The sequence below is a fragment of the Pacificitalea manganoxidans genome (assembly GCF_002504165.1).
GTDB classification, from domain to species: domain Bacteria; phylum Pseudomonadota; class Alphaproteobacteria; order Rhodobacterales; family Rhodobacteraceae; genus Pacificitalea; species Pacificitalea manganoxidans.
The window spans coordinates 2,165,618-2,191,401 of record NZ_CP021404.1; the positions used below are offsets into that span (position 1 = coordinate 2,165,618).

Annotated in this window: 24 protein-coding genes; 14 read left to right on the plus strand and 10 right to left on the minus strand. The window is 65.8% G+C overall.

The features are described 5' to 3' along the window. Positions 1 to 36: 36 nt before the first annotated feature. Both CBW24_RS09845 and CBW24_RS09850 read right to left on the minus strand, forming a co-directional pair. Entirely contained in the window at positions 37 to 510 is a 474-nt protein-coding gene (locus CBW24_RS09845) for a DNA polymerase III subunit chi (RefSeq protein ID WP_088661796.1), read from the minus strand. An 8-nt stretch (positions 511 to 518) separates the two neighbouring features. Next, positions 519 to 1,997, minus strand: coding sequence for a leucyl aminopeptidase (locus tag CBW24_RS09850; RefSeq protein WP_097373477.1), 1,479 nt, complete (start codon positions 1,995 to 1,997; stop codon positions 519 to 521). 154 nt (positions 1,998 to 2,151) lie between these two features. Here CBW24_RS09850 and CBW24_RS09855 point away from each other — a divergent pair, with 154 nt between their 5' ends. Continuing rightward, complete coding sequence (locus CBW24_RS09855) at positions 2,152 to 2,604, plus strand: GNAT family N-acetyltransferase (RefSeq protein WP_157773190.1); 453 nt, start codon at positions 2,152 to 2,154, stop codon at positions 2,602 to 2,604. A gap of 34 nt (positions 2,605 to 2,638) precedes the next feature. Here CBW24_RS09855 and CBW24_RS09860 read toward each other — a convergent pair whose 3' ends face one another. Both CBW24_RS09860 and CBW24_RS09865 read right to left on the minus strand, forming a co-directional pair. Next, positions 2,639 to 3,214 (minus strand): YceI family protein, encoded by a 576-nt coding sequence (locus CBW24_RS09860; protein WP_097373479.1) that lies wholly within the window; start codon positions 3,212 to 3,214, stop codon positions 2,639 to 2,641. A gap of 629 nt (positions 3,215 to 3,843) precedes the next feature. Further along, positions 3,844 to 4,128, minus strand: coding sequence for an usg protein (locus tag CBW24_RS09865; protein WP_097373480.1), 285 nt, complete (start codon positions 4,126 to 4,128; stop codon positions 3,844 to 3,846). 208 nt (positions 4,129 to 4,336) lie between these two features. Here CBW24_RS09865 and gyrA point away from each other — a divergent pair, with 208 nt between their 5' ends. From gyrA to gluQRS, 6 genes are all read left to right on the plus strand, one after another. Further along, the gene (gene gyrA / locus CBW24_RS09870) at positions 4,337 to 7,120 is read left to right on the plus strand and encodes a DNA gyrase subunit A (RefSeq protein WP_088661791.1); all 2,784 of its coding nucleotides are present in this window, start codon (positions 4,337 to 4,339) and stop codon (positions 7,118 to 7,120) included. Between the two features lie 343 nt (positions 7,121 to 7,463). Beyond that, the gene (locus CBW24_RS09875) at positions 7,464 to 8,351 is read left to right on the plus strand and encodes a LysR family transcriptional regulator (RefSeq protein ID WP_097373481.1); all 888 of its coding nucleotides are present in this window, start codon (positions 7,464 to 7,466) and stop codon (positions 8,349 to 8,351) included. Between the two features lie 76 nt (positions 8,352 to 8,427). After that, complete coding sequence (locus tag CBW24_RS09880) at positions 8,428 to 8,826, plus strand: hypothetical protein (RefSeq protein ID WP_141100216.1); 399 nt, start codon at positions 8,428 to 8,430, stop codon at positions 8,824 to 8,826. A gap of 356 nt (positions 8,827 to 9,182) precedes the next feature. Next, positions 9,183 to 10,586, plus strand: a complete 1,404-nt coding sequence (gene trmFO, locus CBW24_RS09885; RefSeq protein ID WP_097373482.1) for a methylenetetrahydrofolate--tRNA-(uracil(54)-C(5))-methyltransferase (FADH(2)-oxidizing) TrmFO — start codon at positions 9,183 to 9,185, stop codon at positions 10,584 to 10,586. Positions 10,587 to 10,698: 112 nt separating this feature from the next. Next, positions 10,699 to 11,340, plus strand: a complete 642-nt coding sequence (locus CBW24_RS09890) for a class I SAM-dependent DNA methyltransferase (RefSeq protein WP_097373483.1) — start codon at positions 10,699 to 10,701, stop codon at positions 11,338 to 11,340. A 5-nt stretch (positions 11,341 to 11,345) separates the two neighbouring features. Further along, complete coding sequence (gluQRS, locus tag CBW24_RS09895; RefSeq protein ID WP_097373484.1) at positions 11,346 to 12,188, plus strand: tRNA glutamyl-Q(34) synthetase GluQRS; 843 nt, start codon at positions 11,346 to 11,348, stop codon at positions 12,186 to 12,188. A gap of 7 nt (positions 12,189 to 12,195) precedes the next feature. Here the strand turns inward: gluQRS and hisI are convergent, their stop codons facing one another. Continuing rightward, complete coding sequence (gene hisI, locus CBW24_RS09900; RefSeq protein WP_097373485.1) at positions 12,196 to 12,558, minus strand: phosphoribosyl-AMP cyclohydrolase; 363 nt, start codon at positions 12,556 to 12,558, stop codon at positions 12,196 to 12,198. Positions 12,559 to 12,624: 66 nt separating this feature from the next. Here hisI and CBW24_RS09905 point away from each other — a divergent pair, with 66 nt between their 5' ends. Next, the gene (locus tag CBW24_RS09905; protein ID WP_088661914.1) at positions 12,625 to 13,071 is read left to right on the plus strand and encodes an iron-sulfur cluster assembly scaffold protein; all 447 of its coding nucleotides are present in this window, start codon (positions 12,625 to 12,627) and stop codon (positions 13,069 to 13,071) included. 23 nt (positions 13,072 to 13,094) lie between these two features. Here CBW24_RS09905 and CBW24_RS09910 read toward each other — a convergent pair whose 3' ends face one another. The 3 genes from CBW24_RS09910 to CBW24_RS18380 all read right to left on the minus strand — a co-directional run bounded on the left by CBW24_RS09910 (position 13,095) and on the right by CBW24_RS18380 (position 15,615). Continuing rightward, positions 13,095 to 13,649: an RSP_2648 family PIN domain-containing protein gene (locus tag CBW24_RS09910; RefSeq protein WP_097373486.1), complete on the minus strand. Its 555-nt coding sequence runs from the start codon at positions 13,647 to 13,649 to the stop codon at positions 13,095 to 13,097. Next, positions 13,646 to 14,878 carry an RSP_2647 family RNA methyltransferase gene (locus tag CBW24_RS09915; protein ID WP_097373487.1) on the minus strand — a complete coding sequence of 411 codons (1,233 nt, stop codon included), beginning with the start codon at positions 14,876 to 14,878 and terminating at the stop codon, positions 13,646 to 13,648. Before CBW24_RS09915 ends, CBW24_RS09910 begins: the two co-directional genes overlap by 4 nt. Before the next feature lie 572 nt (positions 14,879 to 15,450). Beyond that, entirely contained in the window at positions 15,451 to 15,615 is a 165-nt protein-coding gene (locus tag CBW24_RS18380; RefSeq protein WP_157773192.1) for an RSP_7527 family protein, read from the minus strand. Between the two features lie 339 nt (positions 15,616 to 15,954). Here CBW24_RS18380 and edd point away from each other — a divergent pair, with 339 nt between their 5' ends. Together edd and eda are read left to right on the plus strand one after the other, a co-directional pair. Further along, positions 15,955 to 17,760: a phosphogluconate dehydratase gene (gene edd, locus CBW24_RS09920; protein ID WP_097373488.1), complete on the plus strand. Its 1,806-nt coding sequence runs from the start codon at positions 15,955 to 15,957 to the stop codon at positions 17,758 to 17,760. A 187-nt stretch (positions 17,761 to 17,947) separates the two neighbouring features. Continuing rightward, positions 17,948 to 18,589, plus strand: coding sequence for a bifunctional 4-hydroxy-2-oxoglutarate aldolase/2-dehydro-3-deoxy-phosphogluconate aldolase (eda, locus tag CBW24_RS09925; RefSeq protein ID WP_088661781.1), 642 nt, complete (start codon positions 17,948 to 17,950; stop codon positions 18,587 to 18,589). Positions 18,590 to 18,684: 95 nt separating this feature from the next. Here eda and CBW24_RS09930 read toward each other — a convergent pair whose 3' ends face one another. Together CBW24_RS09930 and CBW24_RS09935 are read right to left on the minus strand one after the other, a co-directional pair. After that, complete coding sequence (locus tag CBW24_RS09930) at positions 18,685 to 18,963, minus strand: hypothetical protein (protein ID WP_088661913.1); 279 nt, start codon at positions 18,961 to 18,963, stop codon at positions 18,685 to 18,687. Next, positions 18,963 to 21,779 carry a bifunctional [glutamate--ammonia ligase]-adenylyl-L-tyrosine phosphorylase/[glutamate--ammonia-ligase] adenylyltransferase gene (locus tag CBW24_RS09935; RefSeq protein ID WP_097373489.1) on the minus strand — a complete coding sequence of 939 codons (2,817 nt, stop codon included), beginning with the start codon at positions 21,777 to 21,779 and terminating at the stop codon, positions 18,963 to 18,965. Before CBW24_RS09935 ends, CBW24_RS09930 begins: the two co-directional genes overlap by 1 nt. A gap of 126 nt (positions 21,780 to 21,905) precedes the next feature. On the opposite strand from CBW24_RS09935, the gene CBW24_RS09940 reads away from it, so the two are divergent. The 4 genes from CBW24_RS09940 (at position 21,906) to CBW24_RS09955 (ending at position 25,442) form a co-directional block, all read left to right on the plus strand. After that, positions 21,906 to 22,391, plus strand: coding sequence for a YbaK/EbsC family protein (locus CBW24_RS09940; protein WP_097373490.1), 486 nt, complete (start codon positions 21,906 to 21,908; stop codon positions 22,389 to 22,391). Between the two features lie 984 nt (positions 22,392 to 23,375). Beyond that, positions 23,376 to 23,816 (plus strand): DUF2852 domain-containing protein, encoded by a 441-nt coding sequence (locus CBW24_RS09945; protein ID WP_097373491.1) that lies wholly within the window; start codon positions 23,376 to 23,378, stop codon positions 23,814 to 23,816. A gap of 95 nt (positions 23,817 to 23,911) precedes the next feature. After that, positions 23,912 to 24,373: an RDD family protein gene (locus CBW24_RS09950; protein ID WP_097373492.1), complete on the plus strand. Its 462-nt coding sequence runs from the start codon at positions 23,912 to 23,914 to the stop codon at positions 24,371 to 24,373. Positions 24,374 to 24,611: 238 nt separating this feature from the next. Beyond that, a complete protein-coding gene (locus CBW24_RS09955; protein WP_088661776.1) occupies positions 24,612 to 25,442 on the plus strand; it encodes an arginyltransferase in 831 nt (276 codons plus the stop codon). Positions 25,443 to 25,784: the final 342 nt, after the last annotated feature.

Here is a 25,784-nt window from a genome sequence, read left to right on the forward strand (position 1 = left end):
TTACTCCCCCCCCCGCAACACGCGGCGGCGCAGGGGTCAGTCCGTGCCGCCGCTTTGGGTTTTCATCTGCCAGCGGCCCGTTTCCTCGGACCAGTATTGCGCCACGCAGCCCGCGCCGGTCAGTGCTTTCCATTGCAGGCGCGCCTGTGCCGTGGCGTCTGCATCGCGCCCATCAAACAGGATACAGACCCGTTCCAGCGCCGCGACATCATCCGCGCTGACCGCTGCGCCGTCGATGCAGATCAGACAGACCGCGCCGTTGGTGGCTGGCAGGGCCTCCTCGCCCGCCAGCAGCACGGGTTGATCGGCGTCGTGATCGCCCCCCGCCAGCCCATGCGGCAGGAAGCTGTCTTCGCCTTTCCACAGCAGCTGATCGAGCCGCCCAAGCCGCGCCGGATCGCCGCCGCGCACCAGCACCCGCCAGCCGCGTTCCAGCGATTTTTCCAGCAGCATCGGCAGGGTCCGCTCCAGCGGGCCCTGCGTCAGGTGGTAGAACAGCGCGTTGCCCATGCCGGGGCTCAGCCCTGCTCGTAGCGGTCGCGGACCAGCCGGTCGAGCGCCAGAACACCCCAGCCCGAGGCGCCTTTCGGGGCCAGCGCAGGCTCGGCGGCGGGCTGGGCCACGCCCGCGATATCGAGGTGGATCCACGGCAGCCCTTCGGGCACGAAGCGGTGCAGGAACTCGGCGGCAGTGGCGGAGCCCGCCGCGCGACCGCCGACGTTTTTGACATCCGCCTTGTCGCTTTTCAGCAGCTTGGCATAGCCGGTGCCCAAGGGCATCCGCCACGCGCCTTCGCCCTCGGCATCGGCGGCCTTCAGGAAGGCACCGCAGAAATCGTCGTCGTTGGAAAAGACGCCCGCATTGTCATGGCCAAGCGCCACGATGATCGCGCCGGTCAGCGTCGCCAGATCGACCATCGCCGCAGGCTTGAACCGCTCGGCGGCATACCACATCACGTCGCACAGAACGAGCCGACCTTCGGCATCGGTGTTGATGACTTCGACCGTGTCGCCCTTCATCGAGGTGACGATATCGCCGGGGCGCTGCGCCCGCCCGTCGGGCATGTTTTCGACCAGACCGACCAGCGCCACGACATTGGCCGGGGCCTTGCGGCTGGCGATCGTCTTCATCGCGCCCGCGACGGTGCCCGCGCCGCCCATGTCCATGGTCATCGCTTCCATCCCGGCGGCGGGTTTCAGGCTGATGCCGCCGGTGTCGAACACCACGCCCTTGCCGATCAAGGCCAGCGGCGCGGCGTCATCGGCGCCGCCCTTCCACTGCATCACCACCGTTTTCGACGGGCTTTCGGAGCCATGCCCGACCGCGAGCAGGCAATTCATGCCAAGCTCCGCCATCTGAGCCTCATCCAGCACCTCGACCTCGACCGCCAGCGCCGACAGATCCTGCAACTGCGCGGCAAAGCTTTCGGTCGTCAGCACATTGGCGGGCGCGTTGACCAGATCGCGGGTGAAATAGACGCCATCGACCAGCGCCTGCACCGCGTCCAGATCGAGGGTGGAGGGATCGGTCAGCGCCACGGTGATGGCGCCGATTTCGGTCTCCGGCTCGGACTTCATCGCCGTATAGGCGTAGCTCCGCAGCGCACAGCCCAGCACCACATCGGCCAGCCCGGTCTGCTGCGGCGCGACGATCAGGACCGCGCCCGTGCCCGCGGCCTTGCCGATAGCGGCCCCTGCGGCGCGCGTGGCTACGGTGAACTCCGCCCCCCGGCCCCGGCGCGACAGTTTCACCACCTGCACCGCCTCAGCCGCCATGCCCGCAGGCCATGCCAGATCGACGGCGGCGCCTTCGGTCAGTTTCTCAAACGCGTCCGAGGCGGTGAGCCGCTCGACCGCGCCCTTGGTCAGCCGGTTAATCCGCCGCGCGCCGGTGTCGAGCTTCCCATCCGGCGTGGCAAAGATCGCGACCCGCCCGGTCACGGTGGCGAGCGTGTCAAGATCGAGGGCGGTGGCGGTCAGGGTCGGCGTAGCGGTCATGGGCTGTCCTCTAATGCAAAACCGGCGCGGTCATGTGGCCCGCTGCCGGGGGTCGCACATGTCTAGGCCGCGCTCCGGGGCGCTGCAAGGCGGCGGGGCTTGCGCGGCGGTGCGGCGCGGGTGTCTAGTCGCGGCCATGATGCACCCTGCCCCGATGCCGCCCGCCCTTCTGCGGCCTGCCACGCCCCATGACCTGCCTGCGATCACCCGGCTGATCGGGCAGGCGTTTGGACCCTATCGGGTGCTGATCGGGCGCGACCCCGCGCCCATCAAGGCGGATCACGCGGCGCATGTCGCGCGCAGGGAGGTGGAGGTGTTGCAGGCGGAGGCCGGTCTGATCGCTGTGCTGATCCATTACGCGGATGGCGCGGATTGGCATCTCGATACCGTGGCGGTCGATCCCGCCCATGCAGGGGCCGGTCACGGCAAACGCCTGATCGCCCATGCCGAAGCGCGCGCCCGGGCGGAGGGCTGTGCGCGCATCACGCTTTACACAAACGAAAAGATGCGGGCGAACCGGGTGATGTACCCCCGGCTCGGCTATGCCGAAACCGGGCGCAGCATCACCGACGGCTTCGCCCGCATCCATTACGCCAAGCCGAATTAGGCCCCGGGGGTGCGCGGCTGCGGCTGTGTCAGGATCAGTCGGCCTTCATCGCCTCGATCGAGATTTGCAATTCCACCTCGTCGGACACGGCAGGCGCGAACATGTCGAGCCCGTAATCGGACCGCAGCACGGTGCCGGTCGCGGTGAACCCGGCCCAGTCCTTACCCTCCATCGGGTGGGCGCCTGCGGAGGTCAGCTGCGCGTCGAGCACAAGCGGCGCGGTGGTGCCATTGATCGTCAGATCGCCGGTGATGGTCGCCGTGTCATCGCCGGTCACCTCGATGCCGGTGGAGGTGAAGGTGACCACGGGGCTTTCTTCGGCATTGAAGAAATTGTCCGACATGAAGTGCGTTTTGCGCTCATCCCAGCCGGTGATCATGCTGTCGGTCGGCAATTCGATGGTGACGGAACTGTTGGCCGGATCTTCCTGATCGAACTGGATTTGCCCGTCAAAGCCGGAAAACAGACCCCAGGTGGTGGAGAAGCCAAGGTGTTCGTAGGAAAACAGGATCTGGCTGTGCGAGGGGTCCAGCACATAGGCTTCGGGTGCGGCCTGCGCGCCGGTGGCCATGATGGCGGCGATACTGGCGGCGGCGAGGGTCTTGGTCATGACTGTGATCCTATTGCTCAAGGGTTCGGGCCGCAGGGGGACCGAACCGGTGTGACTGCGGGCAAACTTGTCGCTGCGCCGCGTCGGAGCAATACCGCAAAACCGAACATTCCCTGTTCGGCGTTGATCAGCCGGACGGCCCGCGGCGTAGGTGCGCAGGCGGCGGATGCGAATCGCAGGGGCGAGTGAAAGTGAGGCAAGGCGTCTGACCCATTGTTTCGCACGCGAAACAATTTACGGCTCGGCAAGGGATCTGGCGGGATTATCCGGCGGGATACTGCCGCTGAACCACAGGCCGGACGGGCTGTCAGGGAATTTTTAAGCGGTGATCGGGGGCGGGCATACGCGGGGCTGGTGGTGGGGCGTGCGCAACGGGAGCCTGCCCGTGGGGTGGCGCGGGGACGGTGGGGCGGGTGTGCTTTATAGCGCCAGATCCCTCACCGATCAGAGGTCAGCGTGAGGTGGCAAAGCGCCAGCCCGTGGGGACGGGCAGGCGCTCGCTCTCGCGGCCTTCGGCCTTGTTCGAGAGCGGGGGTGCTTCGTTCGGAGATGGCTGAGCACCGGAAGGCCGGGCGCAACGCGAGCCTGCCCCTGATGCGTCGCCGCAAGTCCGCCCCGCCCCCTGCCCGTCAATGCAGCTTATATTCCCCGACCACATGCCGCCATTCGCCGGGGGCGATTTCGCGGCGGTGGGTGAAGGAGACCGAATGCAGCGGGCCCTCGATCTCGGCCTGCCAGAACTCGATGAAACCAAAAAGTTTCGGGTGGTCCGGGGCCAGATCATAGTCCTGCCAGATGAAGCTGTTGAGCACCGAACGGTAGTCCGGCATCCGGTAGTAGAGTTCCGCCGTGGTCAGCCCGTAGCCCTGCAGCATCAGCTCCACCGGGGTGGTATATGTGCGCGCCTGTTGCATCCTGCACCTCGTGTCCTTGACGAGGCCCCAATGGCCCCGCAAAGAAAATTCTGCCACGGCTTCGTTACTTTTCAACGAAAACAATATGTTGGCAGTCCGCCCTTCTGGCTGCCAGAACCATCCCCTCCCCGCCCATTGCACCCGATATGGCGTATGGGATAAGATCGCTCAACAATATCTAGACAATGCCCCCAACACAGGCAGCTTCATGACCGATACGCCAGAACCCCCTGAAAACGATGAGGAAACGGGCACCCCGCCCACTGGCTGGAGCGGTCCGCGCATCTCGATCGAGGAGGAAATGCGCACCTCCTTCATGGATTACGCGATGTCGGTCATCGTCAGCCGCGCGATCCCGGATCTGCGCGACGGGCTGAAGCCGGTGCACCGCCGCATTCTCTATACCTTGTGGGAAAACGGCCAGACGCAGGCGAAACCCTACCGGAAATGCGCCACCGCCGTCGGTGACGTGATGGGCCGCTATCACCCGCATGGGGACAGCGCGGTCTACGAGTCGCTGGTGCGGATGGCGCAGGATTTCTCCATGTCTGTGCCGCTGATCGACGGTCAGGGCAATTTCGGCTCGATGGATGGCGACCCCGCCGCCGCCTACCGCTATACCGAAGCCCGTCTGGCCAAGGTGGCGGAACAACTGCTGAGCGACATCGAGAAAGACACGGTCGATTACGTTCCCAACTACGCCAACGAACGGCAGGAACCCACGGTTCTGCCCGCGCGCTATCCGAACCTGCTGGTCAACGGGTCCGAGGGCATCGCGGTCGGCATGGCCACGCGGATCCCGCCGCATAATCTGGGCGAGGTGATCGACGCGACGCTGGCCCTGATCGCCAATCCCGACCTCACCTCCGAGGAACTGATCGAGTATGTCCCTGCCCCGGATTTCCCGACGGGCGGCACGATCCTTGGCCGCACCGGCGCGCGGAAAGCCTATCTCGAAGGGCGCGGCTCTGTCGTGATCCGGGCCAAGACGCGGGTCGAGGAGTTGCGCAAGGACCGCTACGCCATCGTCATCGACGAGATCCCCTATCAGGTGAACAAGGCCACGATGATCGAGCGGATCGCGGAAACCGCCCGCGACAAAAAGATCGAAGGCATCGCGCATGTCCAGGATGAAAGCGACCGCAACGGCGTACGCGTGGTCGTCGAACTGAAGCGTGACGCGACCGCCGAGGTGGTGCTGAACCAGCTTTACCGCTTTACCCCGATGCAGGTGAGTTTCGGCGCGAATATGCTGGCGCTGAATGGGGGCCGCCCCGAGCAGCTGACCCTGCGCCGGTTCCTTGAGAGCTTCATCACCTTCCGCGAGGAGGTCGTCGCGCGGCGCACGGCGTATGAATTGCGCAAGGCCCGCGAGCGCAGCCACATCCTGTGCGGTCTGGCCGTTGCGGTGTCGAACGTGGATGAGGTCGTCGCGGCGATCCGGTCCTCCGCCGATGCCGCCGAGGCGCGCGAGAAGCTGATGACCCGGCGCTGGCCCGCCCATGACATCGCGCCCTATATCCGGCTGATCGATGATCCGACCCATACGGTGAACGAAGACGGCACCTATAACCTGTCGGAAATTCAGGCCCGCGCGATTTTGGACCTGCGCCTGCAGCGCCTGACCCAGATCGGCGTCAAGGAAGTCACCGACGAGCTGCAGGAACTGGCCGCCGCAATCCGTGAATATCTGGCGATCCTGCGGTCGCGCGAACGGATCATGGAAATCATCGGCGACGAGCTGAAGACCGTGCGCGACCAATTCGCCGTGCCCCGCCGCACGGAGATCGTCGATTGGTCCGGCGACATGGATGACGAGGATCTGATCGAGCGCGAAGACGTGGTCGTGACCGTCACCCAATCGGGCTATATCAAGCGCACGCCACTGACCGATTTCCGCGCCCAGCGGCGCGGCGGCAAGGGGCTGAGTTCGATGGCCACCAAAGAAGACGACGTGGTCACCACGCTGTTCGTGGCCAACACGCATACGCAGCTTCTGTTCTTTACCACCGACGGGATGGTCTACAAGCTGAAGGCATGGCGTCTGCCCTCGGGCGGGCGCACCGCACGTGGCAAGGCGATCGTCAATATCCTGCCGCTGGCGCAGGGCGTGTCCGTGGCCGCGATCATGCCGGTGGACCGCGACGAGGCCGATTGGGGCGATCTGCAGATCATCTTCTCGACCACGGCGGGCGATGTCCGGCGCAACGCGCTGTCGGATTTCACCAATGTCATGCGCAACGGCAAGATCGCGATGGACCTCCCCGAGGGCGTCGAACTGGTCAATGCGCGCATCGCGTCCGAGGATGACGATGTGATGCTGGTCACTGCCAAGGGCCGGGCGATCCGGTTCCGCACCACCGATGTTCGCGTGTTCAAGGGGCGCAAATCCACTGGGGTCCGGGGCATCCGGCTGGCGGAGGACGATAAGGTCGTGTCGATGGCCATCATCCGCCATTTCGAAGCAAGCCCGGAGGAGCGCGCCGCCTATCTGCGGATGCGCCGCGCGATGGCTGGTCTGACCGACGAGGCGGAGGGCGAGGACGAGGATGCGCCCGCCGATCCGAACTTCTCCAACGAGCGCTATGTGGAGATGTCCGCCGCCGAGGATCTGATCCTCACCGTGACCTCGAAAGGGTCGGGCAAGATCAGTTCCAGCCACGACTACCCCGTGCGGGGCCGTGGCGGTCAAGGTGTGACGGCGATGGACAAGGCCATGCGTGGCGGCCCGCTGGTGGCGTGTTTCCCGGTGGAGAACGGCGATCAGATCATGCTCGCGACCTCGACCGGCCAGTCGATTCGCTGCCCGGTTGATGGAATTTCCTTCCGGTCGCGCAGCGCGGGCGGGGTGAAGGTCTTTGACACCGCCAAGAACGAAGAGGTCGTGTCCGTCGCGTGGATCGCAGAAAGCGATGACGCGGAGGAGACGGTCGAGACGCCCGATACCGGCGAAGCGCCCGAGGCGCCCGACGCACCGGGCGACGACAGCTAAGCCGGGAAGGCGTTGTAAACGCTTTGCAATCGGGGTCGCATGCAGCGCGACTCAGATGCATCCCAACGATCAGAAGGCCGCCTTTCGGGGCGGCCCTTGCATTTTGCAACATGGACGGAACGGCAAATTTGTTTGTGTCGATACATGTTGCGGATGGGTCGCGCCTTGCCGAGTTCTTTAGCTGCGTTAACTATTCCCTCTGCAATCCTGCAAATGCGGGTTATGTTTTTTGCAGTTATTTGCGTAGTGTAGTTCTTCAGTTTTACGCAGCCCCGTGGCCCGGGTTGCTATTTTCCTTTGGTTTTGGCCGGCAAAAATACCTTTGGAACAGGCAGCCACTCTGATGATCAGCTGGGACAACTATAAATATCTGTTGGCGATTCACCGTCACTCCACAATGTCGAAAGCCGCAGATTCGCTTGGCACCAACGTGGCGACCGTGTCACGCCGCATCGACAAGCTGAACGAACTGCTCGGCATGCCATGTCTTATCAAACGGCCCGACGGCTGGGACGTGAACCCGCGCTTGCACCGCATTTTGACAGCAGTGGAGGAATTCAACTCCTCGATCGAGTGCGAATTGAACAACCTCCACACCAAGAGCGGCACGCATCAGACCTCGATCAGCATCGGCGCGCAGCCTGCGATCAACAACAAGCTGTTCTACCCTGGATTGACGACGCACCTGTCGCCCCCCGATGGGGTGATCCTGAATTTCAGCAACCGCGTCACCGCCGAGGGCATGGGCGACGATGACATCATCGTATCGATGACCCGCCCCGAGGGCGGTCGCGTCATCACCCGGCGCGCGGGCAGCATCCCCTACCGGCTATACATGGCGAAGGGCGATGAGGTGCCCGAAGGGTGGATCGGGCTGAATCAGACCTTTGACACCCATGGCGTGATCACGATGGGATATGACTATTTCGGCGGTCCGCCTGTGGTGCGGGTGCAACACTTCCACGATATCGAACAGGTCATCCAGTCCCGGCATCTGGCCGGTCCGCTGCCCTGCATTCACGGCGCCTATGCGAATGCGCTCGTGCCTATTCCCGACAGTCCGGTCTATAACATTGAGTATTGGTTGACTTATCACGCCACGCGGAAGGGCGATGACACCCTGCGGGAGACGTCAAACTGGATCGTCAGGTGCTTCAAGAACGAGGAGCAGAAGCGGGAACGCGCGGCCAGCGCGGAAAATGCAATCCTGCCTTTGCACAAATCGGGCTAGATCGCTTGACAATCAGAGGTTTAAATCGAAGGTAATCGGGGGGGTTGAGCCCCCCGTGAGCGACAACGAGGCACTGATGAAAAAGTTCCTAGAGACCGCCCAGTCCCTGGATCGCCTGATCCTGGCTCTGATCTTCGCGTCCTACGCCTATTCCGGTCTTAACCTGTCGGTTCGCACCGCCTCTGCTTCCGATCTGGCGATGCTTTCGCCCGATCACAGCATCGCCACCATCGCCCTGCGGGCCCTGCTCGCCACTGTGACGATCTGGCTTTTCTTTGGGGTGCGGACGCGGGTCATGGCGCTGATCGGATTGGTTCTCTACGTCACGTCGGTCGCGCTTCAGCACACTGCCAGCAATGGCCAGATGGAACTGAACCTCTGGCTGCTGACCGTGCCGCTGCTGTCGCTGCCGCTGATCCTGTTCGGTGGTGGGCGGTTCAGCCTCTACCGTGCGGGCTGGAAAGGCATCTTTTAAGCCTTTGTTCCTGCGGATCCGGGCGGCGCAACGGCTTGCCGCAGCGCCCCCTGATACGCTGTAAACGGTTCTCCGATTTTTCCTGATTTTCCTGAGATGACGCCGATGCTTCCCAGAGCATCAAATCGGCGGCATGTGCCCCTCCCTCATTGCTCGGGATCGGGGTGTTCTGCCTGCGGGCCAAGATTTAAAAGAAACGCCGCTCCGTCGAGGGTGGCCCCGCGCACGCGACCCTTTCCCTCCGGTCGCGATGCGCTCTTGGCCCGGGTCTCTTGCCTGGGCCGTTCGTTTTGCTGGCCCCCAGCCCCGGCCGCGCGGGCTTGGCAAGCTGCCCGGCCCCCAGTATGAGGCAGCCCATGACGGATAAACGCATTCACATCGTCGGCGGCGGCATGGCCGGGTCGGAAGCTGCCTGGCAGGCGGTCAATCTTGGGATTCCCGTGACCATCCACGAGATGCGTCCGCAGGTGGAAACCTTTGCACATCGCACCGGAAATCTGGCCGAAATGGTCTGTTCCAATTCATTCCGCTCGGATGATGACGAACAGAACGCCGTGGGCCTGCTGCATTGGGAAATGCGTCAGGCGGGCGGGCTCATCATGGAGATGGCCGACGCGCATCAACTGCCCGCAGGCGGGGCGCTGGCCGTGGATCGCGATGCGTTTTCCCAAGGCGTCACGGACCGGCTGCGCGCGCATCCTCTGGTCACCGTCGAGGCGGGCGAGATCGACCGCCTGCCTGATGCCGATGACGGCCAATGGATCATCGCGACTGGGCCGCTGACCTCCGGCGCGCTGGCAAGCGCGATCCGCGCCGAAACGGGGCAGGACAGCCTTGCGTTTTTCGACGCCATCGCACCCATCGTCTATGCCGACAGCATCGACATGGACATCGCGTGGCTGCAAAGCCGCTACGACAAGGGCGACACCGAGGAAGAGCGCACCGCCTATATCAATTGTCCGATGACCAAGGCCGAGCACGAAGCCTTCATCGACGCGCTGCTGGCCGCCGACAAGGCGGAGTTCCACGAGGGCGAGACGGCGGGCTATTTCGACGGCTGCCTGCCGATCGAGGTCATGGCCGAGCGGGGCCGCGAAACCCTGCGCCACGGCCCGATGAAGCCGATTGGCCTGACCAATGCGCATAAACCCGATGAGAAGGCCTATGCCGTTGTGCAGCTGCGCCGCGACAATGCGCTTGGCACGCTTTACAACATTGTCGGTTTCCAGACGAAGATGAAATACGGCGCGCAGACCGAAGTGTTCCGCATGATCCCCGGCCTGCAAAATGCGCGGTTCGCGCGGCTGGGCGGCATCCACCGCAACACGTTCCTGAATTCGCCCACGCTGCTTGACGATCAGATGCGCCTGCGCTCGCGTCCGAACCTGCGTTTCGCCGGTCAGATCACCGGGGTCGAAGGCTATGTCGAAAGCGCGGCGATGGGGCTTCTGGCCGGGCGGCTGGCGACGCAGGAGCTGCTGGGCGACCCCCTGCCCCCGGTGCCCGCAGACACCGCGATGGGTGCCCTGCTGACCCACATCACCGGCGGCGCGGAGGCCAAGACCTTCCAGCCGATGAACGTCAATTTCGGGCTGTTCCGGCCTATCGACGCCAAGGGCGGGCGGCGGGGCCGCCGCGACCGCTACAAGGCCTATACCGACCGCGCGAAAACCGCGTGGCGCGAGTGGCTTGGCCTGCCGGAACCGACGGTCTCCGACATCGCTGCCGACGCCGGCGCCGAGACGCCGAGCGAGGCATAAGCCCGCCGGAGCATCCCGAATGCTCCGGGTTTGAGTTGAGTTTACGCTAACGATGGCTCTAGACTGCCATCAGGGAACTGGACCCGCGACCGACCGGCTGATAAACTTCGCCATGCATTCGCTTTACGACACGCCTGCGCAGGCCCCTGCGCTTTACCCCGACCTTCTTTGGAAGCCTCGGGCCGCATCCAATCCCGCTATGTTGCGGCAAAGCTGGGTGCGGCGCTACGACAAGGCGACGCTGGGCACAGGCTACGCCACCCCCGCACGGATCGCCGAAGCGCTCTGCGCTTTCCTGCCCGACACGGATCAATCGGTGCTCGACTACGATTGCGGCACCGGGGTTCTGGGACTTGCGCTTCAGGCGGCGGGCTGCACCGACATCACCGGCATCGACCCGTCCGAGGTGCTGATCGCGCGCGCGCAGGCCCGCGGCGTTTACCGCGACTTGCACCGCATCCAGCCCGGCTATGAAATGCTGCGCGAAGGGCGTTGGGCGGCCATCGCCACCGCCGGATCGCTGGGCCTTGGCCCTGTGGGGCCCTGTCAGGTGGAGCGGCTGACGCGCGCGTTGATGCCCGGCGGGCTGCTGGCGCTTGCCGTGCCGGATTATTGCACCAGCGCCGGGATCAGTGCCCGCGCGGTCGAAGCGACGCTCGACAGCGGCGCGATGCAGCAACTGTTCCGCGAACATGGGGCGCATCTGCCTGCGCTATGTCAGGGCTCCACGGTCATTATTCTCCAGAAATCCTGACGCCGATGATCACGCGTTTTGCCCCGTCTCCGACCGGGCCGCTGCATCTGGGTCATGCCTATTCCGCCCTGCTGGGCGCGGATCTGGCGCGGGCGGCGGGCGGTCAATTCCTACTGCGGATCGAGGATCTGGACCGCGAACGGTCCAAGCCAGAGTGGGAAGCCGCGATTCATGAGGATCTGCGCTGGCTTGGGATCGATTATCCCCGGCCCGTCTGGCGCCAGTCCGAGCGTCTGCCCGCCTATGAGGCCGCGCTGGCCCGGCTGGATGAGATGGGTCTGCTCTATCCCTGCGGCTGCAACCGCGCCGAGATCCGCGCCGCGCTGAGCGCCCCGCAGGAAGGCGATCCGCCGCACGGGCCGGATGGGCTGATCTATCCCGGCACATGCAGGCACCGCAGCATGGCCGACCGGAGGCCGGGAGATGCGCTGAGGCTCGACATTCAGAAAGCCGTGCAAGCTACTGCTAAATATCTAGAATTTACCGAGGACGGTGACGGAAGCGGCGTGCAGCGTAGGGCCGCCGCAGACCTGATCACCGGCGCGGGTGACATCGTTCTGGCCCGCCGTCAGACCGGTGCCATCGCGTATCATCTGGCGGTGGTGGTGGATGACGCGGCGCAAGGGGTTACGCTGGTCACCCGCGGGCGCGACCTGTCTGATGCGACCCCGCTGCATGTCCTGCTGCAACACCTGCTGGGCCTGCCCACACCGCGCTATCACCATCACCGGCTGATCCGCGACGCGCAGGGCAAGCGGCTGGCAAAGCGGCACGACGCGGAGGCGATCCAGCTGTATCGGGAGCGCGGCGCAACCCCGCAGGATATTCGCGCTCTGGTCGGGCTATAGCCGCCGCTCAGCCCGCTTCGGGGGTCATCAATTCGACCTCTTCGCCATCCCGCACCGCCGTGTAGAAGCAACTGCGCCGGTTGGTGTGGCAGGCGGGGCCCTCCTGCCGGACCAGCACCAACAGGCAATCGCGGTCGCAATCCACCCGCAGATCTACCAGATGTTGCAGGTTGCCCGAGCTTTCGCCCTTGACCCAGAACGCCTGCCGGGAGCGCGACCAATAGGTGACGCGCGCGGTGTCGAGCGTGCGGCTGACGCTTTCGGCATTCATCCACGCCATCATCAGGATCTCGCCGCTTTCCGCATCCTGCGCGATTGCAGGGATCAGGCCCTGCGCGTCATACTTTAGTGTCGCCGGATCGAAGGCCATGCGCGGGTTCCTTTTCAAACGCGGGGGAGTGACCTATCTAGGACAGGCAAGATGGAAGGGCCAGACATGAGCACCGAAACCGACCTCGTCAACCTATACTCCGGGCGGATTCTGGCGCTGGCTGCCGATATCCCGCATCTGGGCCGCCTGCCCGCGCCCGAGGTCAGTATCCGCAAACGCTCGCCGCTTTGCGGCTCCACCATCACCGTGGATCTGGTGCTGCAGGACGGGCGGATTGCTGAATTCGCACAGGATGTGAAGGCCTGCGCGCTGGGTCAGGCCTCCGCCGCGGTGCTGGGTCAGGTGGTGATCGGGCGCAGCCGCGCCGAGATCGACCGCGCCCGCGCCGAGTTGCACGCCATGCTAAAGCAAGGCGGCGATGTGCCTGCCGCGCCGTTCGAAGGGTTCGAGGTGCTGCTGCCCGCGCGCGAGTTCAAGAACCGTCATGCGTCGATCATGCTGGCGCTCGACGCCACTGCCGAAGCCTGCGCCGAGGCCGAAGCCGCGGCCTGATATTTAGTCTACATTGCAAATAGTTACAGCGTGACGCTCACGCAAAAAAATTTGGCCAGTCGCGGCAAGCGTGCCTTTTTCAGCAGCGCGCGCGGATCGCGCGGCGCGTCGTCCAGCCGGGCCGCTTCCGCCGCGACGGCCTCTACCGCGCGGATGACGGGGTCCGGCTGGGCGAGATACAGATCGCGCAGCAAACCGTCGGGGTCGTGCCGTTGCAGTCCTTCTTCGGCCAGAATGTGACGGGGAAAATCGCGGGTGTTGACGGTCACGATCGCATCGGCAGACCCCGCGATAGCCGCAGCCAGCACATGAATATCAGCAGGATCGGGCAGCCACAGACGCGCCAGATCCCCGTCGCGCGGATGCACCTCCGCCCGGGGCCAATGCGCCCTGAGCAACGCGATTTCGGCGCGGGCCTGTGCCTCGCCCGTGGGGCCGATCTTACGCGCGGCGCGGGCCCATTCTTCCAAGATGCGCGGCGACCAGAGTGGGGTGATCAGCCCCTCGCGGGCGACCGCCAGCAGGATTTCCCGCTGGACGGTCGGAAACATCACGCAGGCATCAAGCGTCAGCTTCACGCGGTCATCCGGAAGACCAGCGATTTTAGATAGCCGCTTTCGGCCAGTTGCGGCAGCAGCGGATGGTCGGCCCCGGCAAAGCCGGTATGGATCAGCTGCGCCCGGCGCCCGCCCTTGCCGATCCCGCGCGCGGAGGCGTTGCGGAAACGGGTCAGATCGGCGGCGTGAGAACACGAACACACACACAGGATGCCGCCGTCAGCGACCAGACCAGCCGCCATCCGCGCGATCCGCTCATAGGCGCGCAGCCCCGCCTCAAGCGCCTGTTTCGAGGGCGCGAAAGCAGGCGGATCGCAGATCACGATGTCAAACCGCGCGCCCTCCTGCGCCATGGCTTCCAGTTCGGCAAAGGCATCGCCCTGCCGGGTGGTGAAGGCCGCGGCATGGCCGCTGGCCTCGGCCCCCTGCTGCGCCAGTTCAAGCGCCGGGCCGGAGCCATCGACCGCCACCGCGCTGACCGCACCCTGCGACAGCGCGGCAAGCGCGAACCCGCCCACATGGCAAAACACATCCAGCACCGTGCGCCCGCGCGCCAACCCGGCGATGAACGCGTGGTTCGGGCGCTGGTCGTAGAACAGCCCGGTTTTCTGCCCGCCCGTCAGGTCGGCCATATAGGTGGCGCCGTTCATCTTGACCGGGATCGGGGCCGTGACCTCGCCGCGCAGCCATGTGGTGGCGTCATCGAGGCCTTCCAGTTTGCGGGCGCGGCCACTGCCGCTTTTCAAAATGGCGGTGACGCCCGTGACCTCGGCCAACGCATCGGCCAGCGTGTCGATCATGGCATCCGCCCATGCGGCGTTCGGCTGAATCACCGCCGCGTCGCCAAACCGGTCGATCACGACGCCTGGCAGGCCGTCGGCCTCGGCATGGACCAGCCGGTAATAGGGCGCGTCATAAAGTTGCTCGCGCAGGTCCAGCGCGGCGCGCAGGCGCGTCACCAGCCAATTGTGATCGATCTCGACCTCGGCATCGAAATCCAACATGCGGGCGGTGATTTTCGAGTCGGGATTGACGGTCACGGTGCCCAGCGGGCGGCGTTCGGCGTCCTCCAGCCGGGCAATGGTGCCGGGCGTCAGGGATTTCGACCGCCGGTCAAGCACCAGCTCATCGGAATAAACCCATGGGAAGCCATGCCGGATCGCGCGGGCCTCGGCCTTGGGGCGCAGGCGCACGGTGGGCCGATCGGTTGCCGGGGAATGGGGGGCGGGGGTGTGCGCTGCATCTGTCATGCCCCGCCAATATCCCGTTCCCGCCGCCGACGGAAGCGGCAAGCCGCAGCAACGTGCCCTCTCGCACCGTCACATCCTACCGGAACGCGCCCGTGCTCCATGTCGTGCTGCGGATCTGCGGCACGAGGTCTTGGGAACTGGACGCAGCGCGCCCGCCCCCGCATGCGGAGAGACTGGCCAAAATCAGGCCAAATGTGAGCCATCGCATCACTATGATCCTCCGGGCCGAAACGACCCAAATCAATTGAACAATGACGCTAGGGTAACACATCGTGGCGCGTTCGCGGCGCAGGGGGCGAAAGTTTTCGCGCCCAAGGTGCAGAATGCAGGCGCCAGATCGCGCGGGGGACGCGCAAATTCAGCGAAATTTCAAAAGATTGGCAGCCCTGCCCGATCCTGTTCGCTAGTCCCGTGCTGCGGTGTTTGCGCAACAGGCCATAGGCCGGGGTCATCGCGACATGCCGTTCGGGCAAGAAAAAACCCCGGCAGATCCGGGGTTGTTTCAGGTGGGATCCGGTGATCCGTATATGGTGCGGCGTCGCTTCGGCAATGTCACGCCGAAGAGATGCGGCTCAGCGTGCGGCGACTGCTGCGCCGAAATTGCCGCGGCTGCGCAGCCAAGCGCCGATTTTGCGAATGCCGGAGGCAAAGGCCTGGGCCCGCAGGATGCGCGCGTCGCGCTCGATAGCAATCATGTCGATCATGCCGTATTCGTCCACGTAATCAGTATGTTTCATCGGGATGTCATCCTTTTCAGAACTTCAGCCCTCCCTTGCCAACGAACTTAGGTCATGGGGACGGGCACGGAAACCGACAGGATGGTATTGCCGCATTGCAGAAACCGCATGGCTTGGCCCCGGCGGGACATGCATTGCGGGCAGACGTGGCGCAGCAGTGGCGGTTGAAATCAGCCGCGGGCGCGCTCAATCCAGTAACAGGGTCCACGCCATCGGGCGATCCCCCTGCCCGCCCCTCAAATGGGCCTGCGACACGGGTTTGTATTGTTAGCGCTAACTCACTATCATGCGCGACAAAGACCCCAGCGTCTTCAGAATCACAGCCAGCGGATCATGCCAATGCCCCTCGACGCCACCGTCCATAAAGTCACCCAACGGATCATCGAACGCAGCAAGGCGCCGCGCAGCGCCTATCTGGACCGTATGGCCCGCGCCGCCGATGAAGGCCCGCGCCGGGCGCATCTCACCTGTGGCAATCAGGCCCACGCCTATGCCGCGATGGGCGAGGACAAAGACAGCCTTGCCACCACGAGCGCCGGCAATATCGGCATCGTCACCGCCTATAATGACATGCTGTCCGCGCATCAGCCGTTCGAGCGTTTTCCCGACCTGATCCGCCGGGCCGCGCGCGATGCAGGCGGCACCGCGCAGGTGGCGGGCGGCGTGCCAGCCATGTGCGATGGCGTGACACAAGGCCAGGTCGGCATGGAACTGTCGCTGTTTTCGCGCGATGTGATCGCGCTCGCCACCGGTGTCGCGCTCAGCCACAACACGTTCGACTCCGCGCTCTACCTTGGCGTCTGCGACAAGATCGTGCCGGGTCTGGTCATTGCCGCGGCCACCTTTGGCTATCTGCCGGGGATCTTCCTGCCCGCCGGACCGATGACCTCGGGCCTGCCCAATGACGAAAAATCCCGCGTGCGCCAGCAATTCGCGACCGGCGAAGTGGGCCGGGATGAGTTGATGAAGGCGGAAATGGCCTCCTATCACGGGCCGGGCACCTGCACGTTCTACGGCACCGCGAATTCCAACCAGATGCTGATGGAGTTCATGGGGCTGCACCTGCCAGGGGCGAGCTTCGTCAATCCCAACACGCCGCTGCGCGATGCGCTCACCATCGCCGGGACGGAGCGCGCGTTGCAGATCACCGCGCTTGGCAACGATTATCGCCCCGTGGCGCAGGTGCTGGATGAAAAGGCCTTCGTCAACGGGATGGTCGGGCTGATGGCCACCGGCGGCTCCACCAACCTGATCCTGCACCTGCCCGCGATGGCCCGTGCGGCGGGCGTGATCCTCGATCTGGAGGATTTCTCGGACCTTTCCGCCGTGACCCCGCTGATGGCCAAGGTCTATCCCAACGGGCTGGCCGACGTGAACCATTTCCACGCGGCGGGCGGGCTTGGCTACATGATCGGCGATCTGCTGAACGAAGGCCTGCTGCATCCCGACACCAAAACCGTGGCAGGCGACGGGCTGGCCGATTACACCCGCGAGCCGAAAATCGTCGATGGCGCGCTGAGCTGGCAGGAAGGGGCGGGCCAATCGCTCAACGATAAGATCCTGCGCCCCGCCGCCGATCCGTTCCAGAAATCGGGCGGTCTACGGCAGCTTGCCGGCAATCTTGGGCGCGGCGTGATGAAAGTCTCCGCGGTGGCGCCCGAACGCCATGTGATCGAAGCGCCCGCGCGGATCTTCCACGATCAGGGCGCTGTGAAGGAGGCCTTCAAGCAGGGCGAATTCACGTCGGACACCGTGGTCGTCGTCCGGTTTCAGGGGCCCAAAGCCAACGGCATGCCCGAATTGCATTCCCTGACCCCGACCCTTGCGGTGTTGCAGGATCGCGGGTTGAAGGTGGCGCTGGTCACCGATGGCCGCATGTCGGGCGCGTCGGGCAAGGTGCCGTCCGCCATCCATGTCAGCCCCGAAGCTGCCGATGGCGGCCCGCTCGCCCGCCTGCGCGACGGCGACATCGTGCGCGTCGATGCGGTTGCAGGCACGCTCAGCGTGTTGGCCGAGGACTTCGACAGCCGCGAGCCGGTCGCCGCCGACCTCAGCGGCAACAAGTTCGGCATTGGTCGGGAGCTGTTCGAGGCGTTCCGCCAGAATGTCGGCCCCGCCACCGCTGGCGCGGGCGTCGTCGTCTGATCCCGCATCCCGGCCCGCCCGCACAAGCAAGCACACAGCGGGCAGGCCGGGATGTTTCAACATGGGCGGCCATCGGCATCCCTGCCTGTTCCGCCGGGCCACGATGCTCCGCCTGTCTTTCAATATGGTTAAAATATCCCCGCCGGAGGCATATTTCCCGGCGGACCCTCGCAAAAAGGATCTCGCCATGACCCCTCAGGACGCAAGCCGCCGCACCGAGGATCTCTGCCGCCGGGCCCCTGTGGTGCCGGTTCTCGTGATCGATGACGCCGCCCATGCCGAAGCGCTGGCGCGGGCGCTGGTTGCGGGCGGCCTGCCCGCGCTGGAGGTGACGCTGCGCACGCCTGCCGCGCTTGACGCGATCCGTGCCATGGCACAGGTGCCGGGCGGTGTGGTCGGTGCGGGCACCCTGCTCACCCCCGAAGATGTCCGCGCCGCCAAGGCCGCAGGCGCGCAATTCGGCGTCTCACCCGGCGCGACGGATGTGCTGCTTCAGGCCTGCGAGGACGAAGACCTGCCGCTGCTGCCCGGTGCCGCCACCGCGACCGAGGCGATGCGCCTGCTGGAGCGCGGCTACACGGCGATGAAGTTCTTCCCCGCCGAAGCCTCGGGCGGCGCGCCCGCGCTGAAGGCGATCGGCGCGCCGATCCCGCAGATCAGCTTCTGCCCCACCGGCGGCGTCAGCCTGAAAAACGCGCGCGACTATCTGAGCCTGCCCAATGTCATGTGTGTCGGCGGCAGCTGGGTCGCGCCCAAGGATAAGGTGCAGTCCGGCGACTGGGACGGCATCGAAGCACTCGCCCGCGAAGCCGCCGCGCTGAAAGCATGATCGCGGTCCGCGCGGCGGTGGTGCGGGGCCGTCAACGCCCCTGTCCCGCCGCGCGGCCTGCGGCGCAGGTCTGATGCGGGTCAGATCGCACTAGATCAGGTCAGACCTCGCCGCCCCCGCCAGCCGCCCCGCCGCTGACCCGGCGCGGGATCACTGGTGCCCAAGCCTTCTTTCAGCACCTGCGTCATGGGATGCAGCGGATCGGTCGCCCCGTAGCGCGCCAGCAACCGCCGCAGCGCCGGTTGCGCCGCACCGTCGATCGACAGAGCCCAATCCATGAAGATCGAGCGGCATTCGCCCGCGCCGATCCCGTCGATGCGATAGGCCTCGCGGATCAGGCCCTTGGGATCGTCTGCCTCGCCCAGCGTCTTCATCATGTCTCGTCCTTTTCGGTGCCGGCGGGGCCAAGCGCCGCGCCGATGATCTCTGCGGCGGCGGCGCTGCCTTCGGCCAGGCGCCGTTCCAGAAGCGCGATGTCGCATGTCGCAGCCGCCTCATCGCCCAGACCGGCATCGCGCAGCATCATCGCACAGCCGCCCTGCCCCAGCCGCCGGGGCGAGAACCGTTCCTCGGTGATGAGCCGCCCGGCGGCCTGCACCGCGCGCAGCAGGCCGTAATGCGTCCGCAGATGGGCGGTCTTCTCGGCCCCGATCCAGTCGGCGGCGCTGTCGATCTGGGCATCGGTCGCGGTGACATCCGCCCCCGCCAGCAGGGCCGCGGTCTGCGCGAATAGCTCGATATCCTGCATCCGGCCCGGTCCCCGCTTGGCATCCAGCGGCGCATCGGCGGGTTTTGCCTCGGCCAGACGGGCGCGCATATCGGCGACGGATTGCAGGGTCGCGGCGCGGTCGCGGCGGCTGCGCAGCACATCGGCACGCACCCGGGTGACTTCCTCCTGCAACTCCGGCGCACCGGCGATGGGCCGGGCGCGGGTCAGCGCCAGATGCTCCCACGTCCAGGCTTCGCTTTTCTGATAGGTCGCGAAAGCCTCCAGCGCGGTCGCCACCGGGCCCTGCCGCCCCGACGGGCGCAGACGCATGTCGACCTCGTAAAGACGCCCTTCGGCCGTCGGGGCCGATAGCGCGGTGACCAGCGCCTGCGTCAGACGCGCGTAATAGGGCCGGGCCGCCAAGGGGCGCCGCCCCTCGGACATTTCGATCCCGCCCGCGTCGTAGATCACGATGATATCCAGATCGGATTGCGCGGTGAGCCACCCGGCCCCCAGCGCGCCCATGCCCAGCACCATCGCGCCGCGACCGGGCGGAGCGCCGTGCTTTTCGGCGAAGTGATCGGTGACGACGGGCAGCAGCGCGCCGATCACCGCCTCGGCCAGATCGGCATATTGCGCCCCGGTTTCATCGACCGCGATCAGCCCGCGCAGGTGATGCACGCCGGTGCGGAAATGCCATTCCTTGGCCCAGCGGCGCGCGGTATCGAGCCGGGTTTCGTAATCCGGGGCCGCCGCCAGCCGGTTCGCCAATTCCGTGCGCAGCGCGGCGCGGCCCGGCCAATCGGCAAAGAAGCTGCCCCCGATCACCGCGTCCAGCACACTGGCATTATGCGACAGATAGCGTGCCAAGGCGGGCGCGGTGGCGGCAATGTCGGTGATAAGCCGCAGAAGCTGCGGATTGGCCTCGAACATCGAAAACAGCTGCACCCCGGCAGGCAGGCCGGACAGGAACCCGTCAAACGCGGCCAGCGCTTCTTCGGGTTTGGGAGCGCTTTGCAATTGCGCCAGCAATTCGGGCTTCAACCGTTTGAAAATCGCCATCGCCCGGTCGGATCGCAGCGCCGGATAGCTGCGCCATTTCTCGACGATTTCCGGCTCCGGACCCGCGTCCTCCTCTGCCGCCGCGCCGGGCGTGCCGGGGGCAAAGAAGGTTTCGGTTTCGGCGGCGACCATTTCCAGACGGGCGCGCAGATCGGCGCGGAACGCTTCGGTATCGCCGTGCCCGCACATCCGTGCCAGCCGGTCGAACCCCTCGGCGTCGCGGGGCAGCATATGGGTCTGGGCATCGGCCACCTGTTGCAGCCGGTGTTCCACCTCGCGGTGGGCGCGGTAGGCCGTGCCCAGACGCGCCACCACATCGCCGGGCACCCAGCCCGCCTGTTCCAGTGCGGCGAGCCCGGCCAGCGTGCCGCGTTCGCGCAGCCGCGGATCACGGCCACCGGCGATCAACTGCCGGGTCTGGGTGAAGAACTCGATTTCGCGGATGCCGCCGGGGGCAAGTTTCAGATCCCGGCTTTCCAGCGTGCCGGTGCCGTGCAGCCCCTTGTGATCGCGGATCTTGAGCCGCATGTCATAGGCATCCTGAATGGCCGCGAAATCCAGATGTTTGCGCCAGACAAAGGGCCGCAGCCGATCCAGATACGCCGCCCCCGCCGCCAGATCGCCCGCGCAGGGCCGTGCCTTGATATGTGCCGCGCGTTCCCATGTGCGGCCAAGGCTTTCGTAGTAGCGTTCCGCCTGCTCCATCGCCAGAACGACCGGCGTGCTTGACGCATCGGGCCGCAGCCGCAGATCGGTGCGGAACACATAGCCCTCCCCCGTGATGTCGCTGAGAAGCTGGGTCAACTTGCGCACCACACGGATGAAACCGGCGCGCGCCTCGGGCCAGTTGCCGCCGCGATAGCGATCCTGATCGACAAGGCAGATCAGGTCGATATCCGACGAATAGTTCAGCTCATGCGCGCCCATTTTGCCCATGGCCAACACGCATAGCCCGGCAGCGTCGGGCAGATCGGCTTCGGTCGCTCCGGGAATACGGCCCCGCGCGATTTCGGGGGCAAGCAGCGCCTTCAGCCCCGCATCGCAGGCCGCATCCGCCAGCCGGGTCAGCGCGCCGGTCACCTGTTCCAGCGTCCAGACCCCGCCCAGATCGGCCAGCCCGGTATAGAGCGCGACGCGCCGTTTGGCCTGCCGCAATGTCGCGCCCAACCCCTCCAGCGGCTGTTCCGGCAGCGGCGTCAGCAACCCGTCCAGCACCGCGCGCGGATCGTCGTGGAGCGCAGCCTCCAGCCAGTCGCGCTCCCGCTCGATCAAACCGCGCAGATAGGGGCTGCACCCGGCGGTGCCCGCAATCAGTTGACGCAGTTCGGGCGCGGCATCGGGGAACAGCGCGGCGCAGTCCTCTCCGGCCTGAGCATCATGGGCAATCGGGTGGCGGGTGATGGCGCTGGTAAATGTCATGACCTTTGCTTGCCCTGCCGCGCGCGGGCGGTCAATCGGTGTCGCGCGGGGCCGACACTTGCGATGCGGGGCGGTTGCGGCAACACTGACGTCCGAACCCCGCACCTGCCGGAGCCGGAGCCGCCGATGAGCCAGAGCCTGACCCGCGTGAAAGCCGCCCTGCAGGAGGCAGGTCTGAGGCCGAATGTCCGCACCTGCGAGACCGAAACCCGCACCGCCGCGCAGGCCGCCGCCGAAGCGGGTGTCGAGATCGACCGCATCGCCAAATCCATCATCGTCATGGGACGCGACACTGGCAGGCTCGCGTTGTTCATCACCGCAGGCGGCAGTCAGGTGAATTCCACCCGCGCCAGCGCCTGTCTGGATGAGCCGGTCGCCCTGCCCGATGCCGACATGATCCGGGCCGTCACCGGCTTTGCCGTCGGCGGCGTGGCCCCGGTGGGACACAAGACCCCGATCCGCGCGTTCTTTGACCCCTACCTCATCCGCTTCCCGGAAATCTGGGCCGCCGCCGGCACGCCCCGACACATCTTTGCCATCGCACCGATGGACCTGATCCGGGTGACCGCCGCCACCGTGCAGGACTTCACCGCCCCGCGCGAGGATGTGTGACGCCCCGCAAGCGGCATCTGTGCACTTATGGGCAACGGGGGTCGCCAGTTTCCGCTGGACCTGATGCGCGACGGGAGCCTGCCCGTGGGGTGGCGCTCGGGCGGGTGAGCGGGTGTGCTTTATGGTGACGTGTTCCTTCCTGCTCCGAGGTTCGCGCAAGGTGACAAAGCGCCAGCCCGTGGGGACGGGCAAGCGCTCGCCCGCGCGGCCTGCGGCCTTGTTCGCCGGCGGGCGCACTTAGTTCTCAGAGGCGAGCTACACCTGCATTGGTTTGTAAATGCAACGGGAGCCTGCCCGTGGGGTGGCGCTGCTACGACTGAACGGCGCACTTTATGGCAACACTACCCTCCCCGCTCTGAGGTCAGCGCGAGGTGGCAAAGCGCCAGCCCGGTGGGGCGGGCAGGCGCTCGCCCGCGCGGCCTGCGGCCTTGTTCGCGGGCGGGTGCGCTCAGACCGTAGGGGCGGGCTACACCTGGATTGGTTTGTAAGTGCACCGGGGGCCTGCCCGTGGGGTGGCGCTGCGACGGTTGGAGCCGGTGCGCTTTATGGTGATGTGTTCCTCCCTGCTCGGAGGTTCGCGCGAGGTGGCAAAGCGCCAGCCCGTGGGGGACGGGCAGGCGCTCGCTCTCGCGCTTCGCTTGTTCGCGGGCGGGCGCGCTTAGCACGACAGGTGCTTACCCGTGAGGTTGCCCTGTAAAGTTTGTCGGACATGCTCCTCTCCATCTCGAGTTCAGCGCGGCGTGGCCGAGCACCAACCCGCCGGGCCATCAGGCATCCCCACCCGGCCCGTCAAGCCGGCCCACCATAGTCAACGCGCCACTAAACCTCCGCCGCACCTGCCGCGCGGCCCTATGTTAAAAACTTTCACATCCACATCTTGAACCGTCCCGGCGGGCCTCCCATCTGGTGTAATGTGAAACGGGTTCACATCGAAACCCACACCGCCAACGCGCCGGGATCGGCGCCCGACCAAGGAGCATACGCATGAACACCGCCTTCGCCACCGCCTCGACCTCCGTCCTCGGACGGGCCGAAGCCTGGCTTGACGCGCGGGGCAAGGGCGCATGGATCGCGGCGACAGTCGCAGGGTTCATCGTCTTCTGGCCCGTAGGCCTCGCCCTTCTCGCTTACATGATCTGGAGCAAACGCATGTTTTCCGGCAAATGCGCCTCGCGTGGCGCGTCCAAATTCCGCAACACCCCGTTCAAATCTTCCGGCAACCGCGCCTTTGACGCCTACAAGGCCGAAACCCTGCGCCGCCTGAAGGAGGAACAAGACAGCTTTGAATCCTTCCTCGAGCGTCTGCGCGAGGCCAAGGACAAGGCCGAATTCGACCAGTTCATGGAAGACCGCGCCAAACGTCCGGCCACGGATGCGGATGCCGACAGCGACCGCCCCGCCCCGAACGCCACGACGCAAGCCTGATCTGCCTGTCGTCCCAGACCCCGACACGGGGCGGCCCCCGCCCTGTGTCCTTGCCATCCGCCGCGCACATTGCCAATCGAAAGGCACTCCCCCATATGACCGACATGATGACGAATGCCCTATGGGGTCTGCCTGATCCCGATACCGCCTCCGAATTCTATGACGACGTGCCGACCAAGCGGTTTTTGGCATGGCTGGTGGATCTGGTCGTGATTGGCCTGCTGGTGGCGATCACCACCGTGCTGACCGTGTTCATCGGGCTGTTTTTCCTGCCGCTGCTGTGGCTTGGGATCGGCTTTGCCTACCGGGTGATAACGATGGCACGGGGATCGGCCACGCTGGGCCAGCGACTGCTGAGCCTTGAGTTCCGCAATCACCGGGGGGAGCGCTTTGGCTTTGGCGAAGCGGTGCTGCATGTGCTGCTTTATACCGTGTCGTGGTCCTTTGTGATCCCGCAGGTGATCTCGGTCATCACGATCCTTGCCTCGCCGCGCACGCAGTCGCTTTACGACATGGTGCAGGGCACCGCTGCGATCAACCGCGCCGCAGGTGACTGAGCGGGACCGCGCCAGGGCTGCACGGGTCGGTCGGCAGCGCCTTGCCCCTGCCCAGCGGCCCGGAGGCGCGCGGTTCAAGCAGGGCTTGGCGGAACGCAATGCCCCTGCTACCGTTTTGTCACGACACTGACACGACCCCGAAGCACGGACCCCGCCGCGCCCTATGGGTGCGGCACCTGCATGTGGGACGCCGGCACCTAGTTCCGATCCGAACCCGAGACCGACACAGAGCCCCCTGATGCGCCACACCCTTCCGATCGCACCTCAGTTCTACGTCACCGCCCCGCAGCCCTGCCCCTATCTCGATGGCCGGATGGAGCGGAAGCTGTTCACCGCCTTGCAGGGCGAACATGCCGAGACCCTGAATGACACGCTGTCGAAGCAGGGCTTCCGCCGGTCGCAGAATGTGCTCTATCGCCCGTCTTGCGCGGAATGCAGCGCATGTCTGTCGGCCCGTATCCGGGTGGCCGATTTCCGCCCCAGCCGCAGCCAGAAACGCAACCGGCGCCGCAACGCGCATTTGCATCGCACCGCGTCGAGCCCTTGGGCCACCGAGGAGCAATACGCGCTCTTCCGCCGCTACCTCGACACCCGCCACGCCGAGGGCGGCATGGCCGATATGGACATCTTTGAGTTTGCCGCGATGGTGGAGGAAACGCCGATCCGCAGTCGCGTCGTCGAATATCGCGACCCCGCCGAAGGGCGCCGGGAGGGCCCGCTCCGCGGGGTCTGCCTGACCGATGTGATGGAGGACGGGCTGTCGATGGTCTATTCCTTCTTCGATCCCGATCTCGCCCGCAATTCGCTGGGCACCTATGTGATCCTCGATCATGTGGAAATCGCGCGGGAGGCGGGCCTGCCCTATGTCTATCTGGGCTATTGGGTGCCCGGCTCGCCCAAGATGGCCTACAAGGCCGGGTTCGACGCGTTGGAGATCTACAAGGCCGGGCGCTGGCAACCCATTGGAGACCCCGCCCGCCACAGCACCGAAACCCACCCTCTGTCGGTGGACCCGATTTCGGAACAGGTGGCGCGGATCACACTCCCCGACGGACGCGCGGTCCGCTGACGCCAGCGGCGCCGGTGGGGCGTCGTGACAGGGGTGGACCGCACACGCGCGCGCTTTCACGATGCACCACACGGCGCCTCCGTCGTGCTCAGCCCTACCGCCCGCGAACAAGGCAAAGCCGCGTGGGCGAGCGCCTGCCCGTCCCGGCGCGCTGGCGCTTTGCCACCTCGCGCGGACCTCGGAGCGGGGAGGTGTTTGGCTGGCATAAAGCGCGCGGTTCAGGTGTTGCGGCGCCATCCCACGGGCAGGCTGACGTTGCGCCCGGCCTCTCAACGCCCTGCGTTCTTCGGAGATCAGCGCACCCGCTCTCGAACAAGGCCGCAGGCCGCGAGAGCGAGCGCC

What these genes read in the sequence shown, in the direction of transcription:
- CBW24_RS09940 (WP_097373490.1), top strand. Translation starts at nt 21,906, where the DNA reads ATGAGCCAGAGCCTGACCCGCGTGAAAGCCGCCCTGCAGGAGGCAGGT.
- trmFO (WP_097373482.1), top strand. Translation starts at nt 9,183, where the DNA reads ATGACGGATAAACGCATTCACATCGTCGGCGGCGGCATGGCCGGGTCG.
- CBW24_RS09915 (WP_097373487.1), bottom strand. Translation starts at nt 14,878, where the DNA reads ATGACAGATGCAGCGCACACCCCCGCCCCCCATTCCCCGGCAACCGAT.
- hisI (WP_097373485.1), bottom strand. Translation starts at nt 12,558, where the DNA reads ATGGCCTTCGATCCGGCGACACTAAAGTATGACGCGCAGGGCCTGATC.
- CBW24_RS09865 (WP_097373480.1), bottom strand. Translation starts at nt 4,128, where the DNA reads ATGCAACAGGCGCGCACATATACCACCCCGGTGGAGCTGATGCTGCAG.
- eda (WP_088661781.1), top strand. Translation starts at nt 17,948, where the DNA reads ATGACCCCTCAGGACGCAAGCCGCCGCACCGAGGATCTCTGCCGCCGG.
- CBW24_RS09855 (WP_157773190.1), top strand. Translation starts at nt 2,152, where the DNA reads ATGCCGCCCGCCCTTCTGCGGCCTGCCACGCCCCATGACCTGCCTGCG.
- CBW24_RS09850 (WP_097373477.1), bottom strand. Translation starts at nt 1,997, where the DNA reads ATGACCGCTACGCCGACCCTGACCGCCACCGCCCTCGATCTTGACACG.
- gyrA (WP_088661791.1), top strand. Translation starts at nt 4,337, where the DNA reads ATGACCGATACGCCAGAACCCCCTGAAAACGATGAGGAAACGGGCACC.
- CBW24_RS09845 (WP_088661796.1), bottom strand. Translation starts at nt 510, where the DNA reads ATGGGCAACGCGCTGTTCTACCACCTGACGCAGGGCCCGCTGGAGCGG.
- CBW24_RS09890 (WP_097373483.1), top strand. Translation starts at nt 10,699, where the DNA reads ATGCATTCGCTTTACGACACGCCTGCGCAGGCCCCTGCGCTTTACCCC.
- CBW24_RS09935 (WP_097373489.1), bottom strand. Translation starts at nt 21,779, where the DNA reads ATGACATTTACCAGCGCCATCACCCGCCACCCGATTGCCCATGATGCT.
- CBW24_RS09930 (WP_088661913.1), bottom strand. Translation starts at nt 18,963, where the DNA reads ATGAAGACGCTGGGCGAGGCAGACGATCCCAAGGGCCTGATCCGCGAG.
- gluQRS (WP_097373484.1), top strand. Translation starts at nt 11,346, where the DNA reads ATGATCACGCGTTTTGCCCCGTCTCCGACCGGGCCGCTGCATCTGGGT.
- CBW24_RS09875 (WP_097373481.1), top strand. Translation starts at nt 7,464, where the DNA reads ATGATCAGCTGGGACAACTATAAATATCTGTTGGCGATTCACCGTCAC.
- CBW24_RS09945 (WP_097373491.1), top strand. Translation starts at nt 23,376, where the DNA reads ATGAACACCGCCTTCGCCACCGCCTCGACCTCCGTCCTCGGACGGGCC.
- CBW24_RS09905 (WP_088661914.1), top strand. Translation starts at nt 12,625, where the DNA reads ATGAGCACCGAAACCGACCTCGTCAACCTATACTCCGGGCGGATTCTG.
- CBW24_RS09880 (WP_141100216.1), top strand. Translation starts at nt 8,428, where the DNA reads ATGAAAAAGTTCCTAGAGACCGCCCAGTCCCTGGATCGCCTGATCCTG.
- CBW24_RS09950 (WP_097373492.1), top strand. Translation starts at nt 23,912, where the DNA reads ATGACCGACATGATGACGAATGCCCTATGGGGTCTGCCTGATCCCGAT.
- CBW24_RS09955 (WP_088661776.1), top strand. Translation starts at nt 24,612, where the DNA reads ATGCGCCACACCCTTCCGATCGCACCTCAGTTCTACGTCACCGCCCCG.
- CBW24_RS09860 (WP_097373479.1), bottom strand. Translation starts at nt 3,214, where the DNA reads ATGACCAAGACCCTCGCCGCCGCCAGTATCGCCGCCATCATGGCCACC.
- edd (WP_097373488.1), top strand. Translation starts at nt 15,955, where the DNA reads ATGCCCCTCGACGCCACCGTCCATAAAGTCACCCAACGGATCATCGAA.
- CBW24_RS18380 (WP_157773192.1), bottom strand. Translation starts at nt 15,615, where the DNA reads ATGAAACATACTGATTACGTGGACGAATACGGCATGATCGACATGATT.